A 13,396-nucleotide genomic window follows, 5' to 3' on the forward strand; every position below is an offset into this window, starting at 1 on the left:
ACACCGGCGCGCGCCGGACCTCAACCGCTATTCGGCGGCGCGGTCGGATTGCGCACCGCCGCGGAGTTCCGCAGAGACCGCGCGCGCGATCACCCGTTCCTCGTCGGTGCGGATCACCAGAACCTTGACCGGCCCGGTGCCAATGTCCTCGGTGCCGCGGCGCCGGTTGGCTTCGATGTCCAGGGAGATGCCGAGAAAGCCGAGATCCTCGCAAACCTGCTCGCGAATTTGCCAGGCGTTCTCGCCGATGCCGCCGGTGAAGACCAGCGCGTCAATCCCGCCGCCCAGGGCCGCCAGCGCGCCGATCTCGTGCTTCACCCTCGCGACGAAGTAGGCCACCGCTTCCCTGGCACTCTCGGTATCGGCCGCATCGCCCTCGAGCAGCGTGCGCATATCGTTGGAGATGCCCGACATCCCGAGCAGGCCGGATTTCTTGTAGATCAGGTCCGAGATGTCCTTCGTCGACATCCCGTGCTGGTCCATCAGGTAGAGGATCACGGAGGGATCGAGCTGGCCTGTGCGGGTGCCCATCGGCAGGCCGTCGACCGCCGAGAACCCCATTGAGGAGGCGATCGATCGTCGGCCCCGGACGCAGCACATCGAGGCGCCGTTGCCGAGATGGGCGATCACCATGCGGGCGTCCGCCAGGTCGGCATAGGTGTTCGCGACATGGCCCGAGACATAGTCATAGGAGAGGCCGTGGAATCCGTAGCGGCGTACGCCTTCCTCGAAATACTGCCGCGGCAGCGCGTAGGTGTCGTTGACGAAGGGATGCGCGCGGTGGAAAGCGGTGTCGAAACAGCCGACCTGAATCGCATCCGGAAACGCCTCCATCGCCGCGCGGATCCCGGCGAGGTTGTGCGGCTGGTGCAGCGGGGCTAGCGGCTCGAGCTTTGCGAGCTCCTCCAGCAGCGCCGCGTCGAGTCGAACCGGCTCCTCCTGCGCGACTCCGCCATGTACGATCCGGTGGCCGACGCCGACGACCGTCTGTGTCCCGATGACCGGGCGGATCGCCTCGAGGATTGCCCGGAGCCCGGACGTGTGGTCGGCCTGTCCGAGCTGAGTCTCGGAGGTCCGGCCATCGTGCTTCAGGATCAACGTGGCGTCGGGGCCAAGCCCGTCGATCTGTCCCACCGCAACGCCTACGGGATCGCCGCTGCTGACCTGGTCGCTGTTGAGGTAAACGGAAAACTTGATCGAACTGGACCCGGCATTCAGCGTCAGGATCGCGGACATCTCACCACTCCTTTGGATCGTCTGGACGGGCCCGGCATCGCGGGCGCCCGAGGGCGCCGCCACGGCATCGACCTACTGCGCTGCGGCGAGCGGTGCAACCGGAGCCCGCGAAGGCGTCGGACGGGCGCGCGTCCGGTGCGGCTTCCCTATTACCCCGCGGGATGCGCCAGCGCGAGGTTCAGGCTCCGGCTCTCGCCGGTGAGTGGCCGCGACCAGAGCGCGGCGAACCGCTCGCGGAGCCCCGCCCCGGAATGCAGAATGTCGTGGACCGCACGGCAGACCGGCATTTCGATACCAATCCGGTCCGCGAGATCGATGACCGAGATCGCATTGATCTCGCCCTCCACCACCACGCTGGTGCCGTTGAAGACGTTCTCGCGCTCGACTCCGCGGCCGAGCTGGACGCCGAAACTCATGTTGCGCGACGTGGTCGAGGAGCAGGTGAGCGTGAGATCGCCGATACCGGCAAGCCCGGCGATGGTCTCTCGCCGCCCGCCGAGCGCCTCGGCCAGCGCTTTCATCTCGTCTATCCCCCAGGTGATCAGCGCCGCGCGGGTGTTCTCGGCATAGCCCGCTCCGGTCATCATGCCGCAGGCGATTGCGACCACGTTCTTGACCGCACCGGCCACCTCAACGCCCACGAGGTCGTCGCTTACATAGGGCCGGAAATTCGCGGTGCCGAGGGTAAGCGCCATGCGTGACGCCGGCGCGGCTTCCGGTTCGCGGCGATGCGCCTGGGCGAACGGGAAGGCGAGGGTGATGGCGGTGGGATGGTCGAGCGCCACTTCGCGGGCGAAGGTCGGCCCGGAGAGCGCGCCGATCTGGTGGCCGGGCAATTCCTCGCCGGCCACCTCGCTCAGGAGCTTGCCCGAATGCGTCTCGATCCCCTTTGCGCAGAGGACAACCGGCGCACCCGCTGGAACATGCGGCGCGATCTGCCGGCAGATCCCGCGCAGCGTCTCAGAGGGCGTGACCACGAGCACCGCCGCGGCACCGTCCAGCGCCTCCGCCATGTCCGTGGTGGCGAGGATCCCGTCGGGCAGCCGGACATGCGGCAGGTAGCGCATGTTGCACCCTGTGTTGCGGATCGTGGCGATGTCGACCTCGTTGCGTCCCCAGAGCCGGGCGGCGCGGCCCGCCTTGCGCGCCACCGCCGCCAGCGCCGTGCCCCAGGCTCCCGCGCCAATCACCGCGACCGAACCATAGGGTTCCGCCGACGCGCGACGGGCGGGGCCGGGCTTGGCCGCGGTTCGGGACATCTCGGCACTCCTGTGGTCGAACTCGAGGCGCGAATCTACTCGCTGGCGGGGCGGGCGCAAGCACCGCCTGCACCCGCCGCGGCAAGCTGGTAGTCTCGTAAGGGGAATCGGTTGGAATTTGCGTATGCTGTCAAAGATCCGGATCTACTGGTCCTTTCTCTCCGCGCTCGGCGAGGGGATCGGAAACCGCCATATCGGGCTGATCGCCGCCGGCATCGCCTTCTACGGATTGCTGGCGATCTTTCCGGCAATCACATCGCTGGTCACTCTCTGGGGCTTCTTCGCCAATCCCGACATCGTCGCCGAGCAGCTCGCAAGCTACGAGGCAGTCGTGCCCGAGCAGGCCTACCAGATCCTCTCCAGCCGCGTGAACGCCATCGCGAACGGGCCCAAAGAGGTGCTCGGCTGGGCTTCGTTCCTATCCATCGGCGCGGCGCTCTGGGCCACACGGGCCGGGACCGCGGCGCTTGTCGGCGGGCTTGGCGCTGTCTACCGCGCGCCGCCGCGCGGAGGACTGCGCAGGGCGGCGGTCTCGCTCCTGCTAACGATGGTGCTGATCGCGGTGGCGCTGATCGCGATGGTGGCCGTCCTCGTCGCGCCGGTCCTGCTGTCGCTCCTGCCGCTTGGCCGCTATTCCGGCCTCGCGTTCTGGCTCCTGCGCTGGCTGATCGGGATCGGCGTTGTGTTGCTCGGGATCGGCCTCTTCTACCGGATCGGCCCCTACCGACCCGGCCACCGCAGCCCGCTCCTCTCGCCCGGCTCGATCCTCGCCGTCTGTCTCTGGGCAGCGGTGTCGATCGGTTTCTCGATCTACCTGGAGAATTTCGGTCGCTACAACGAAATCTACGGCTCGCTCGGCGCAGTGATCGCGATGCTGATGTGGTTTTATCTCAGCGCCTTCGTGGTACTGCTCGGCGGGCTGGTCAATGCCGAGCTCGAGCGGCTCGAGGACCCCGGCGCCCCCGCCCCGAGCAGCGCCGAACCCTCGCCAGCGGACATCCTGCCGCCGCAATCTCCCGACCCGTACGCTGCCGAGGAACCCAGGCCGGCGGCGAAGGCCTCAACGCCGAGGCCCGAAGCCTGACGCCGCGCACCGCTTGCAGCCACGCGCCCTTGCGCCTATCGAAGCCGCCAGACAGCGACCGGGACCCAGCCATTGTTTGCCTATCGCCTTCTCCTTACGCTCCTGGCGCCGGTCGTTGCGATCTGGCTGGCCCTGCGCCTTGTCCGCGGCCGGGAGCGATGGAGCGACCTGCGGGAACGGCTCGGCCGGATCGCGCGCGCCCCCGACGGGCCGCGCCTCTGGCTCCACGGCGCCTCCAACGGCGAGCTGACCTCGGCGCGCGGCCTGATCGAGGCTCTGCTGGCGCACCGACCCGACGTGCAGATCACTGTCACCGCAAACAGCCTGACGGGGCGCGACATGGTCCGCGGCTGGTCCCTGCCGCGCCTCAGTGCCTATCTCGCGCCGCTCGACTATCGCGTCTGCCTCTCCCGTTTCCTCGCGTGTCAGCGTCCGATGGGCCTGGTGCTGATCGAGGGTGACCTCTGGCCGAACCGCTTCGTGCTGCCGGCCCGCCGCGGCCTGCCGGTCGCCATGGTCTCGGCACGGATATCGGAGCGCAGCTTCCGCATCTGGCGGCGGCTCGGCGGCCCGGCGCATGCGATGATGCAGGCGACCCGGTTTCTGTCCGCGCAGGACGAGGCGTCCGAGGAGCGGTTCCTCGCGCTCGGCCTCCCCCGCACCGCGTTGCAGCCCCGGCGCACGCTCAAGTCGGCGGTGCTGCTGCCCCCTCCCGAACCTGATGCTCTGGCGCCCTTCCGCGCCATTTTCGACCGCGAGGAGACCCTGCTCGCCGCCTCGACCCATGCAGGCGAGGAAGCGCAGGTGATTTCCGCCTTCACCGCCGCCCGCGCCACGCGGCCGGGCCTGAAGATGATCCTCGCTCCGCGCCACAACAAGCGTGGCGCCGAGGTGGCCGCCCTGCTGGAGGCATCGGGCCTCATCTTCGCAACTCGCTCGGCCGGCGAGATGCCGGGGCCCGACACGGAGGTCTATCTCGCCGACACGCTTGGCGAGATGCCGCTGTGGTATGCACTGGCGGGGTTCTGCTTCGTTGGCGGCTCGCTGGTCGACAAGGGCGGGCACACGCCGTTCGAGCCAGCGCAGTTCGATTGCGCCATCCTGCACGGGCCGTATCTTTCGAACTTCGCGGAGCCTTTTGCCGCGCTGGCCGAAGCCGGCGGCGCAGTGCAGGCCGAGGATGCCGACAGCCTTGGCGCCGCCATTACTGGGCTCGACGCACCGCGCCGCGCCGTCATGGCGCAGGCTGCGCGAGAGGCGCTGGCGCTCGACGACACCGCCGCGCTCGCGCCACTGCTCGACGGGCTCGAGGCGCTCTTCGATTCTGCGGAACGCCGCTAATAACTTCCGGCTCAGTCGATGTCGAACGTCATCGGCTGGAAACACACGGCCCATGACGAGTTCCACTGCGTTATGCCCGAAGTATGCTTGAGCCCTGCCCTTGTGACGACGACGGGCACTTCGGGGGGCGCGCGGCGGCGTGGTCAGACCGAGCGTGCCCATCCCGGATCTATCCGGCCGCGCAGGATGTCGCCAAGTGCCAGCATGTTGCCGCGGAGCCGCGCCCGGCTGTCTGCCCGCTTGCGCGATCGGACCGAAGAGACCAGGTTCGCGGCAAGGTTGCGCGCGACGAGTTGCAGCGCCCGGCGCGCAGAAAGCGTGCCTTTCCGCATCAAGTGGATCGGGTTGGCGATCTCCGAGTAGCCAAACTTCAGCCCGGGCATGCGGCCGGTCCTGATGCCGAGATGCACGCCACAGAGGTGGTCGGACTGCACCAGCCGGCCGAAGGGGGCAAGCTGCCTGGAGAAATCGACATCCTCCAACCAGGACCGGAGCGGCAGTGCCTCGTCGAAGGCGAGCCCGTATTTCAGCACCGGCCGGGCGCGGATCGCCATGTTGCAACCATGGCCGCTGCGGACATCGCGCAGACGATCCGGGAGATCGAGGGCCCCTGCGTCGCCAAGCAGCGCTACGGCCTGCGCGCGCTCGCATCCTCGCACGACACTGCCGTCGCCGATCACCGTACCGGTTGCCACCACAACCTCCGGATGACGCTCGAAAAGGGCCAGCGTGTTGGCCAGGTAGTCCGGCGCCATCAGGAAATCGTCGTCGAGACAAAGCAAAATGTCAGCGGGCTGGAGATGTCTCAGCATCCTGTTGCGCTGCGCCGAGAGATCCCGCGAACCGATGAGCACGGTGATCGGGAAAGGCAGGTCGGCGAGCGCCACTCGATCGATGTCGCTCTCCTTCGAAATCGCCAGAAGCAGCAGATCCGGCAACCGCGTCTGCCAAGCGATGCGGCGAACGGACTCGGTCAGAATCTCGCGCCGTCCCACGGTCGCCATGCCGAGCACCAGCCGCCGGCGCGGTTGCTGTCCCTGCACCCGGGTCGGGTTCGGGCGGTTTTTCGCCTGACCTGTCGTCTGGTCCAAGGAGTGACTCCTCTGACCTTTCGTCGCGGGGTCAGCGTCGCCGAATGGTTCGTATGCGTATGGCGCGGGCCGGCCGACACCGAGACCGCGAAAGATGTCCGCGCCTGTGTTTGGCGAAGCGGCATGTCGCATGGCGTCTGTTCCTCCTCGTCTTTCTCGCTTCCGGTCGGCTCCGGATCAGTGGCTGCGGTCGTCCCAAGCGGTGCGAATAATGGTCCCGCTGTCCCGACCGACGGAACGGTTGCGGTCAACACCCACGTCGCACCGGACGCGCTCCCGATACGTCGTCGCCAAACGGGTGACGGCTTCGCCCGCGCGCCAAGGCAGCAAGCGTGTGACGGTCGACCCGACCAGCGAGACGGAAGCCAGCGCCTTTTCCGGGAAGGCGAAATAGAACACGCGCTTCCGGATCGGTTCCTGCAGGAACGCGCTCATTGTGCTGTCTGTGTTGATCGCCGCCGCGGCTCCGCAGAGAAAATCAATTACGCCGACACGAAAGATCCTGTCGCAATACCTGTTCATTCAAATACCCAAGGCCGCCCAGCGGCCCTCCTCAACCAAAACGTCGAGGACTACACCCGCCTCAATTCTGTCACATTCCCGCCCGTTTTCCACCGATTTGGCATTAACAGTCTGTTTACCAATTTACGACTGTTGGGGCCGGGCTCCCGCCAGCCATTGCGGACGGAAGACGCTCAAATGCGCCCTACCGCGCCGCGGTCGGCCCGGCGAAAGCCGACGGGCGGAAGCCGGAGGCGACCCGGCTCAGGCGTTGAACAGGAAATGCATGACGTCGCCGTCCTTGACGACGTAGCTTTTGCCTTCGACCCGCATCTTGCCCGCCTCCTTTGCGCCGGTCTCGCCGCCACAGGCGACGAAATCGGAATAGGCGATGGTTTCGGCGCGGATGAAGCCGCGCTCGAAATCGCCGTGGATGACGCCGGCCGCCTTCGGCGCGGTATCGCCCGTATGAATGGTCCAGGCGCGGGCTTCCTTTGGACCGACCGTAAAATAGGTCTGGAGCCCCAGGAGTTCATGGCCGACGCGAATAAGCCGGTCGAGCCCGGCCTCCTCGAGCCCCAGCTCGGCGAGGAACATCTCCGCCTCGTCCCTGTCGAGCTGGGCAATCTCTTCCTCGATCTTGGCCGAGATGACGACCGCTGCTGCGCCCTGTTCAACCGCCATCGCCTCGACCGCAGCCGAATGGGCATTGCCGGTCGCGGCCTCCGGCTCGGCAACGTTGCAGACATAGAGGATCTTCTTGGTGGTCAAGAGCTGGAGCATGTCCCAGGCCTTCCGGTCCTCCGCATCGACCGTGACGGTGCGGGCCGGCCGGCCCGCCTCCAGCGCCGCCAGCGCCGCCTTCAGCAGCCGCTCCTGTTGAAGCGCGTCCTTGTCGCCGCCCTTGACCTTGCGGACGAGCCCGGTGAGCCGCTTCTCGATGCTCTCCATGTCGGCCAGCATCAGCTCGGTCTCGATGGTCTCGGCATCCGCAACCGGGTCCACGCGGCCGTCAACATGGGTCACGTCACCATCCTCGAAACAGCGCAGCACATGGGCGATGGCGTCGCATTCGCGGATATTGGCGAGGAACTGGTTGCCGAGCCCTTCGCCCTTCGAGGCGCCCTTCACCAGGCCGGCGATGTCGACGAAGGTCATTCGGCTCGGGATGATCTGCTTCGAGCCGGCGATTTCGGCGAGCTTCTCGAGCCGCGGGTCGGGTACCGCCACCTCGCCGACATTGGGCTCGATGGTGCAGAACGGGAAGTTCGCCGCCTGCGCGGCGGCGGTCCTGGTCAGAGCGTTGAAGAGCGTGGACTTGCCGACATTCGGCAGGCCCACGATGCCGGTCTTGAAACCCATGTCGGTCTCCCTGCGGGGTGGTTGGGCCGCCACCTAGCCCGAGCGGCGCGCGCGTGCAAGCGGGCTCGGGCCGCGATGGTGGACCGGCGGGCGACGGGGCGCCCGGTCCAGGCACGTCAAGGCGGCGGCATCGGCGGCAACATTGCCGGCAGGCTGGCGCGCAGGCGGTCGATCCCGCCGGGTTGCCAGCCGAGGCTACGCAGCCGCGTGCAGGTCATGCGCGAGACACACGCCGCATTTCCCCGGTCCGGCAGCGGCGTAGTGATCCCGGTCAGCGCGGCGAGTTCGGCCAGCAGATCGCGGCGATCGAGGAGCATGTCGGACACATTGAAGCTGCGTCCTCCGAGCAGGTCCGGCGGTGCCGTCAGCAGTAGCCGGATGGCGACGGCAAGGTCGGCGCCGTGAACCTCGCTGGCCACTCGCGGCGCGATGTTCCTGCCGTCCCGGAACTCCTCGAAGAGGTCGGCCCATTTGTGGCGCTGGCCCGGGCCGGGCGGTCCGTAGACACCGGTCGCCCGCAGGCTCGCGGTGGCGAGGCCCGGCGCATGCATCTTTGCCAGCGCCTGTTCCGCCTGCAGCTTGACCGCGCCGTAGAGCGTGTCGGGCCGCGGCGGAAGCTGCTCGGTCAGGCGGGTTCCCGGAGGATAGTCGCCATAGACCGCGCGCGATGAGAGAAAGAGGATGCGCTCCACCCCGTCCCGACGCGCCGCCTCGAAGAGCCGGAGCGTGCCGTCGAGATTGGCACGACGGAAACCCTCGGGGTCGTCGCCCTCGCCGCCGCGGTAGCGGCCGGGCAGGTGCGAGAAGCCGAGATGGATCAGCGCATCGCAGCCGGCGAGCGGCGGCGGGTCCTCGGTGAGGTCAAAACGGGCGCGTTCGACCGGCGCGGAGAAGCGGCCCGGCGCCGGCGGGGTACGAGCGAGGGTGAGGACGGCATCACCGGCCGCCAGCGCCTCCTCTACCACGAAATGCCCCACGAGCCCGGTCGCTCCGGTGATCGCCAGCCTCATGCAAGCGGCCCGGGCAGGGACGCGATGACCGGCACCGGCCCGTCGCCCGCATAGGCCTCCCAGAGCGCGATCAGCGGCGCCAGTTTCGCGGCCTTGGGATGCGGGTCCTGCCAGGGTTTTTCGTACTGGTAATGCAGGATGTGGATCGAGCCCCAGTCCCAGAGCTCCGGCATGTTGAACCAGACATATTGCAGCATGTTGTCGAAGACCGGCAGCCCGTGCCAGTCGGGGAAGAAATGCTGCAGGAAGGTCTGGTCGGTGCGCCGCCAGAAGGCGCCGGGCTGGTCGAGCTCGGCGATCATCCGCTCGAAGGTCGCAAGGCTCGGCCGCGCGGTAAAGACGCCGGAATTCATCCGGTGGAAATCGGCGAGGCTCTCGTAGACATTGGGGGCCGCCGAGAATTCCGGGTAGTGGAAGAGCCGGTCGCAATTCTTCAGCATCAGCGTGTCGGCGTCGACGAAGACCACCGAGTCATATTCGACGAGCTGCCAGAGGCGCAGCTTGGCAAAATTGTCGAGCGGCGTGTGGAAGGCCGGCTTCTCGCCCTTGGTAAAGGGCGCCTCGCCGTGGATGCGGTCGCGGGCATGGGCGAGGTTGAAAGCGTCGGAGGTCGGCAGGAGCTCGACGCGCACGAGGCGCGCGCCGAGGGCGACGAGCGGCGCGGCCTCTTCGGTTGGCACAGCCCCGGTCATCAGTACCACCATGTCGGCATCGGTCCCGGTGCGGCGGATCGCGCGCAACAGTGCTCGCGCGCCGATCAGGTAATCCGCGTTGGTCACCAGCGTGACATAGGCCTGCCGGCTCTTCGCCGGGGCCGCGGCCGCGATCCCCTCCGGCACGGGCCGCTACCCGACGGACTTGAGATGCACCGCCTCGGGATCGTGAACCACGCGCTTGGCGATGTCCCGAGTCCAGGCCGAGACGCAGGGGACATGCTTGCGGTCCACCCGGTGAGCGTATTTCTCGGCGATGTGCACGATCTCGTCGAGCAGGCCCGTTTCGAGCTTGATCGGGTCGAGGCCGAGGTCGAGGAAGTGATCGTTCTTGACGATCAGCTCGTTCTCGGCGGCCTCCTTGCGCGGGTTCGGCAGGAAGGCAATCTCGGCCCCGGTCATCTTCGCCACCAGCTCGGCGAGGTCACGGACGCGGTGGGTCTCGGTCATCTGGTTGAAGATCTTGACCCGGTCGCCCTGCTCCGGTGCGTCGCCGAGCGCCAGCTCGATGCAGCGCACGGTGTCCTGGATGTGGATGAAGGCGCGGGTCTGGCCGCCGGTGCCGTGGACGGTCAGCGGATACTTGATCGCCGCCTGGATCAGGAAACGGTTGAGCACGGTACCATAATCGCCATCGTAGTCGAAGCGGTTGATGAGCTGCTCGTGGCGAGACGTCTGATCGGTATTGGTGCCCCAGACGATTCCCTGGTGCAGGTCGGTGATCCGGAGCCCGTCATTCTGGGCGTAGAACTGGAACAGAATCTGATCGAGCGACTTGGTCATGTGATAGACCGAGCCGGGACGCGTCGGATAGAGGATCTCCATCCCCTTCGCGCCATTGTCCGTCTCCACCGAGACGTCGAGATAGCCCTCCGGGATCGGCGCGCCGATCGTGGAATAGCCGTAGACGCCCATCGTGCCGAGATGCACCAGGTGCGCGTCGATCTCGGTTTCCACCAGCGCGGTCAACAGGTTGTGGGTGGCGGAGACGTTGTTGTCGACGGTGTAGACCTTGTGGCGGTCCGATTTCATCGAATAGGGCGCGGCGCGCTGTTCGGCGAAATGGATGAGAGCGTCGGGCTTCATCTCGGCCAGCCATTGCTTGAGGCGCTGGTATTCCTTGGCGATGTCGAGCAGGTGGAAGCGGATCTCGTTGCCGGAGACCTGTTTCCAGATCCGGCAGCGCTCCTGGATCGAATCCATCGGCGTCAGCGACTGAACGCCAAGCTCGGTGTCGATCCAGCGGCGAGAGAGGTTGTCGACGATATGCACCTCGTGGCCGAGGCTGGAGAGATGCAGCGAGGTCGGCCAGCCGCAAAACCCGTCGCCTCCAAGAACCGCTATCCGCATGCCCGTCTCCTTCCCGGCCGTCCGGCCTTTCGTGTCTGTCGATTGGCCTGATCGCATACCCCTGCGCCGATGTCTTGTCGAATGAAAGAAATACGACAAAATCACTCACTTCTGCGCACGCTTTCCGCGTAAGCTTTCTCTCTTTCTGCCCATCCGCACAGACCTGAAAGGAAATCGAAACAAATCCTGCGTCTCGCGAAAGCGCAGAAGCTCATGCGAAGCCACACGGATTGGTTTTCGATCTTCATCGGGGCAACCGGGGCCGGCAATCGTGCCTCGCTGGGAGAAGGACAGCGCGATTGCAGATTCAACGATGGATCGAAATGTCTTAGGCTGGGCCGGTGTTCCAGGAAAGGATGCGGTTCGCATGCCCCAGACCTCCAGCCGCCTGTGGCGACTCCTGCGCGACCTGGCGCTGGCGCTGATCAACGCCACGTTGCTTCTCGCCGCGCTCTGCCTGTTCCTCGGACTGCGCATCGTGTCCACGGTGGACGCGACCACCGAGCGCATCACGCAGAGCGTTGTCGCGGTGGAGCGCCTGCACGGAGACCTGCAGACGGTGGGAGAGGAGCTTTCCGCTCTTCGGGCCGAGCTTGCGGCCCTGCGGCAGTCGCCGCTTGAGCTGCCGCCCGAGATGGCCGCCGCGCTGGAAGCCCGGCTCGCCGATTTCGACGCGCGCATGGCGGCCCTCGATGAAGCGATCGCGCGGGCCGGGGAGACCGGGGAAGCGCTGCGAACCGCCGCGCGCCAGGGCATCGACCGCGCGGTCGACCGCGGCGTGGCCGCGCTCGCCGACGAAATCGCGGCACTGGCCGGCTGCGTGCTGCCGCGCGGCCCGGATCTGTCCGACCCCCCGCTGCCGCTTAGGGAGAAACCACCCTCGGGCTGAGCGCAGAGCCGGGTCGCGAACGCAACAGCAACGCGCTGGAATCGAGCGCCTGCGAAACCGCCAGATACTGGTCGGAGAGTTCTCGCGACCGCGAAGTCGAGCGCAGCAGCAGGTCGCCGGCCTCTTCGAGGATCATCGCGGTCTGCGCGTTGACGGACTCGACCGCCTCTTCCTGGACTGCGACCAAGGGCCGGCTCGAGGCAATGCGCGGGTCTGTTCCGGAGGTCGCGTTGATCCGCGGCTCGGCGCGGTTCCGGTTGGACATGACCACCGTGTCGATCTTGCGCGAGGCCTCGTTCAGGACTGTGCGCATATCGTCAAAGCCCTCATCCTCCGGAAGCGATTGCGAGATCGTTGCCAGTTGATCCGCCATGCAGGCCCCCTGGTAGGCGCCAGGCAGACTCTTGCAGAAGGCGGCGCTTGCGTCGATGACGGGGGCGATCGTTCGGCCGCCTCCCATCAAATCAGCCAAGTCCATGCCGGAACCGGCCGCCCCGCCCGATCCGCCGGACCGGAACGACCTGCTCTGCGACTCGGTCAATGGCACGTCGGTAACCCCGGAACCGGGCGTGAACTGCGGCGTGAAGATCGGCTCGATGCCGGGGAGAGACTCGGCGCCGGCGAATCCCTGGCCGGTGGACCCGATGAGGACCGACAGGGCGAGGAGATATCGACAGGCGCTCAGGCGCGGCCCCGAAGACAGGTCAGAAGACATTGGCGGCGATCCAGTTGACGGAGAGAATGACGCGCTGCCGACCATCCTGGTCAAAGGCGTCGCTCAGGATGGCGTTGAAGCCGAGATTGTCGAGCCCGGGAATGCGGAACGAGGCGCCGAGATCGACATTGTCGCCGTTATACGCGACCGAGGTGCCGAAGCTCTCAGTGAGGCCAATACCGACGCCGCCGAAGACGCCAGACTCGCGACCGAATTCGCGTACGTCGTTGCCCGCGCCGACGGTCAGCATCAGCGGATAGGGCGCGCCGGCGAGGCGGATCACCGGGAAGGCCGTGAGCGAGCCGGAAAAGGTCGTATCGAACCCTTCGGCGTCGCCCCAGGACCCGAGCCGACCGATACCGAGGCCGAGATAGGTCGGGATGGAACCGGAATCGATGCGCTTGGAGGCGCGAACGCTGAGATAGCCGGAATCGGCGAAGTCATCCTTGAGCGACGTGATGTTCGCCGTGAACTGAAGATCGAAGAGGTCATCGCCCACACCGACCCCGAAGCCGATCGCGGCGGAACCATCGGGGTCGTCGAGCGTCCCGTTTCGCTTGTCGGTCCAGGCCACCGAGGCGAAGACGAGCCCGTCGGGCGCCACGGTTGCGGGCGGAACGCCCAGAAGCGTAACGTTCTTCTCGAAGGCCTTGACCTTGTCCTCGTAGCTCACCGATTGCTGCGCAACAGCGGCATCGGCCGCCAGAGCCAGACCCACCGCAAGGGCGCGCACGCCATACCGGAGAGGCCGGCGGCCAGGCACTCCATCAGTCAGCATCATTTCAGTCTCCGAAGCTGCGCCATCAGATCTTCGCGACAGATTGCATGCTTTCAGGAGAGGTTCA

Annotated in this window: 13 protein-coding genes; 3 read left to right on the forward strand and 10 right to left on the reverse strand. The window is 66.9% G+C overall.

Annotated elements, in window-relative coordinates; genetic code table 11:
• Window positions 1-27 precede the first annotated feature (27 nt).
• Both EU800_RS03985 and EU800_RS03990 read right to left on the reverse strand, forming a co-directional pair.
• Complete coding sequence (locus EU800_RS03985) at window positions 28-1,236, reverse strand: acetate/propionate family kinase (protein WP_129628770.1); 1,209 nt, start codon at window positions 1,234-1,236, stop codon at window positions 28-30.
• A 149-nt stretch (window positions 1,237-1,385) separates the two neighbouring features.
• Complete coding sequence (locus EU800_RS03990) at window positions 1,386-2,495, reverse strand: NAD(P)H-dependent glycerol-3-phosphate dehydrogenase (protein ID WP_129628772.1); 1,110 nt, start codon at window positions 2,493-2,495, stop codon at window positions 1,386-1,388.
• Between the two features lie 124 nt (window positions 2,496-2,619).
• On the opposite strand from EU800_RS03990, the gene EU800_RS03995 reads away from it, so the two are divergent.
• Window positions 2,620-3,579: a YihY/virulence factor BrkB family protein gene (locus EU800_RS03995; RefSeq protein WP_129628774.1), complete on the forward strand. Its 960-nt coding sequence runs from the start codon at window positions 2,620-2,622 to the stop codon at window positions 3,577-3,579.
• A gap of 72 nt (window positions 3,580-3,651) precedes the next feature.
• On the forward strand, window positions 3,652-4,920 hold the full coding sequence (locus EU800_RS04000) for a 3-deoxy-D-manno-octulosonic acid transferase (RefSeq protein ID WP_129628776.1): 1,269 nt from the start codon (window positions 3,652-3,654) through the stop codon (window positions 4,918-4,920).
• 143 nt (window positions 4,921-5,063) lie between these two features.
• Here the strand turns inward: EU800_RS04000 and EU800_RS04005 are convergent, their stop codons facing one another.
• The 6 genes from EU800_RS04005 to EU800_RS04030 all read right to left on the reverse strand — a co-directional run bounded on the left by EU800_RS04005 (window position 5,064) and on the right by EU800_RS04030 (window position 10,947).
• Window positions 5,064-6,011 (reverse strand): glycosyltransferase family 2 protein, encoded by a 948-nt coding sequence (locus EU800_RS04005; protein WP_165354554.1) that lies wholly within the window; start codon window positions 6,009-6,011, stop codon window positions 5,064-5,066.
• Window positions 6,012-6,188: 177 nt separating this feature from the next.
• Window positions 6,189-6,446 carry a hypothetical protein gene (locus tag EU800_RS04010; RefSeq protein ID WP_129628780.1) on the reverse strand — a complete coding sequence of 86 codons (258 nt, stop codon included), beginning with the start codon at window positions 6,444-6,446 and terminating at the stop codon, window positions 6,189-6,191.
• Between the two features lie 330 nt (window positions 6,447-6,776).
• Window positions 6,777-7,874: a redox-regulated ATPase YchF gene (gene ychF, locus EU800_RS04015; protein ID WP_129628782.1), complete on the reverse strand. Its 1,098-nt coding sequence runs from the start codon at window positions 7,872-7,874 to the stop codon at window positions 6,777-6,779.
• 116 nt (window positions 7,875-7,990) lie between these two features.
• Window positions 7,991-8,884: an NAD(P)-dependent oxidoreductase gene (locus EU800_RS04020; protein ID WP_129628784.1), complete on the reverse strand. Its 894-nt coding sequence runs from the start codon at window positions 8,882-8,884 to the stop codon at window positions 7,991-7,993.
• Complete coding sequence (locus EU800_RS04025; RefSeq protein ID WP_129628786.1) at window positions 8,881-9,723, reverse strand: glycosyltransferase; 843 nt, start codon at window positions 9,721-9,723, stop codon at window positions 8,881-8,883. Before EU800_RS04025 ends, EU800_RS04020 begins: the two co-directional genes overlap by 4 nt.
• Window positions 9,724-9,729: 6 nt before the next feature.
• On the reverse strand, window positions 9,730-10,947 hold the full coding sequence (locus tag EU800_RS04030; RefSeq protein ID WP_129628788.1) for an NAD-dependent epimerase/dehydratase family protein: 1,218 nt from the start codon (window positions 10,945-10,947) through the stop codon (window positions 9,730-9,732).
• A gap of 367 nt (window positions 10,948-11,314) precedes the next feature.
• On the opposite strand from EU800_RS04030, the gene EU800_RS04035 reads away from it, so the two are divergent.
• The gene (locus EU800_RS04035) at window positions 11,315-11,836 is read left to right on the forward strand and encodes a hypothetical protein (RefSeq protein WP_129628789.1); all 522 of its coding nucleotides are present in this window, start codon (window positions 11,315-11,317) and stop codon (window positions 11,834-11,836) included.
• Here the strand turns inward: EU800_RS04035 and EU800_RS04040 are convergent.
• Both EU800_RS04040 and EU800_RS04045 read right to left on the reverse strand, forming a co-directional pair.
• Entirely contained in the window at window positions 11,811-12,551 is a 741-nt protein-coding gene (locus EU800_RS04040) for a hypothetical protein (protein WP_129628791.1), read from the reverse strand. The two genes, EU800_RS04035 and EU800_RS04040, sit on opposite strands and share 26 nt — an antisense overlap.
• Window positions 12,541-13,332: a hypothetical protein gene (locus tag EU800_RS04045; protein ID WP_129628793.1), complete on the reverse strand. Its 792-nt coding sequence runs from the start codon at window positions 13,330-13,332 to the stop codon at window positions 12,541-12,543. The genes EU800_RS04040 and EU800_RS04045 overlap by 11 nt, the downstream gene beginning before the upstream one ends.
• Window positions 13,333-13,396 lie beyond the last annotated feature (64 nt).

It is taken from the genome of Tropicimonas sp. IMCC6043, assembly GCF_004146235.1.
Classification (GTDB): domain Bacteria; phylum Pseudomonadota; class Alphaproteobacteria; order Rhodobacterales; family Rhodobacteraceae; genus Tropicimonas.

Coding starts and splice junctions, on each gene's coding strand:
- EU800_RS04010 (WP_129628780.1), bottom strand. CDS start 6,446: ATGAGCGCGTTCCTGCAGGAACCGATCCGGAAGCGCGTGTTCTATTTC.
- EU800_RS04040 (WP_129628791.1), bottom strand. CDS start 12,551: ATGTCTTCTGACCTGTCTTCGGGGCCGCGCCTGAGCGCCTGTCGATAT.
- EU800_RS04020 (WP_129628784.1), bottom strand. CDS start 8,884: ATGAGGCTGGCGATCACCGGAGCGACCGGGCTCGTGGGGCATTTCGTG.
- EU800_RS04045 (WP_129628793.1), bottom strand. CDS start 13,332: ATGATGCTGACTGATGGAGTGCCTGGCCGCCGGCCTCTCCGGTATGGC.
- EU800_RS04030 (WP_129628788.1), bottom strand. CDS start 10,947: ATGCGGATAGCGGTTCTTGGAGGCGACGGGTTTTGCGGCTGGCCGACC.
- EU800_RS03995 (WP_129628774.1), top strand. CDS start 2,620: ATGCTGTCAAAGATCCGGATCTACTGGTCCTTTCTCTCCGCGCTCGGC.
- EU800_RS03990 (WP_129628772.1), bottom strand. CDS start 2,495: ATGTCCCGAACCGCGGCCAAGCCCGGCCCCGCCCGTCGCGCGTCGGCG.
- EU800_RS04035 (WP_129628789.1), top strand. CDS start 11,315: ATGCCCCAGACCTCCAGCCGCCTGTGGCGACTCCTGCGCGACCTGGCG.
- EU800_RS03985 (WP_129628770.1), bottom strand. CDS start 1,236: ATGTCCGCGATCCTGACGCTGAATGCCGGGTCCAGTTCGATCAAGTTT.
- ychF (WP_129628782.1), bottom strand. CDS start 7,874: ATGGGTTTCAAGACCGGCATCGTGGGCCTGCCGAATGTCGGCAAGTCC.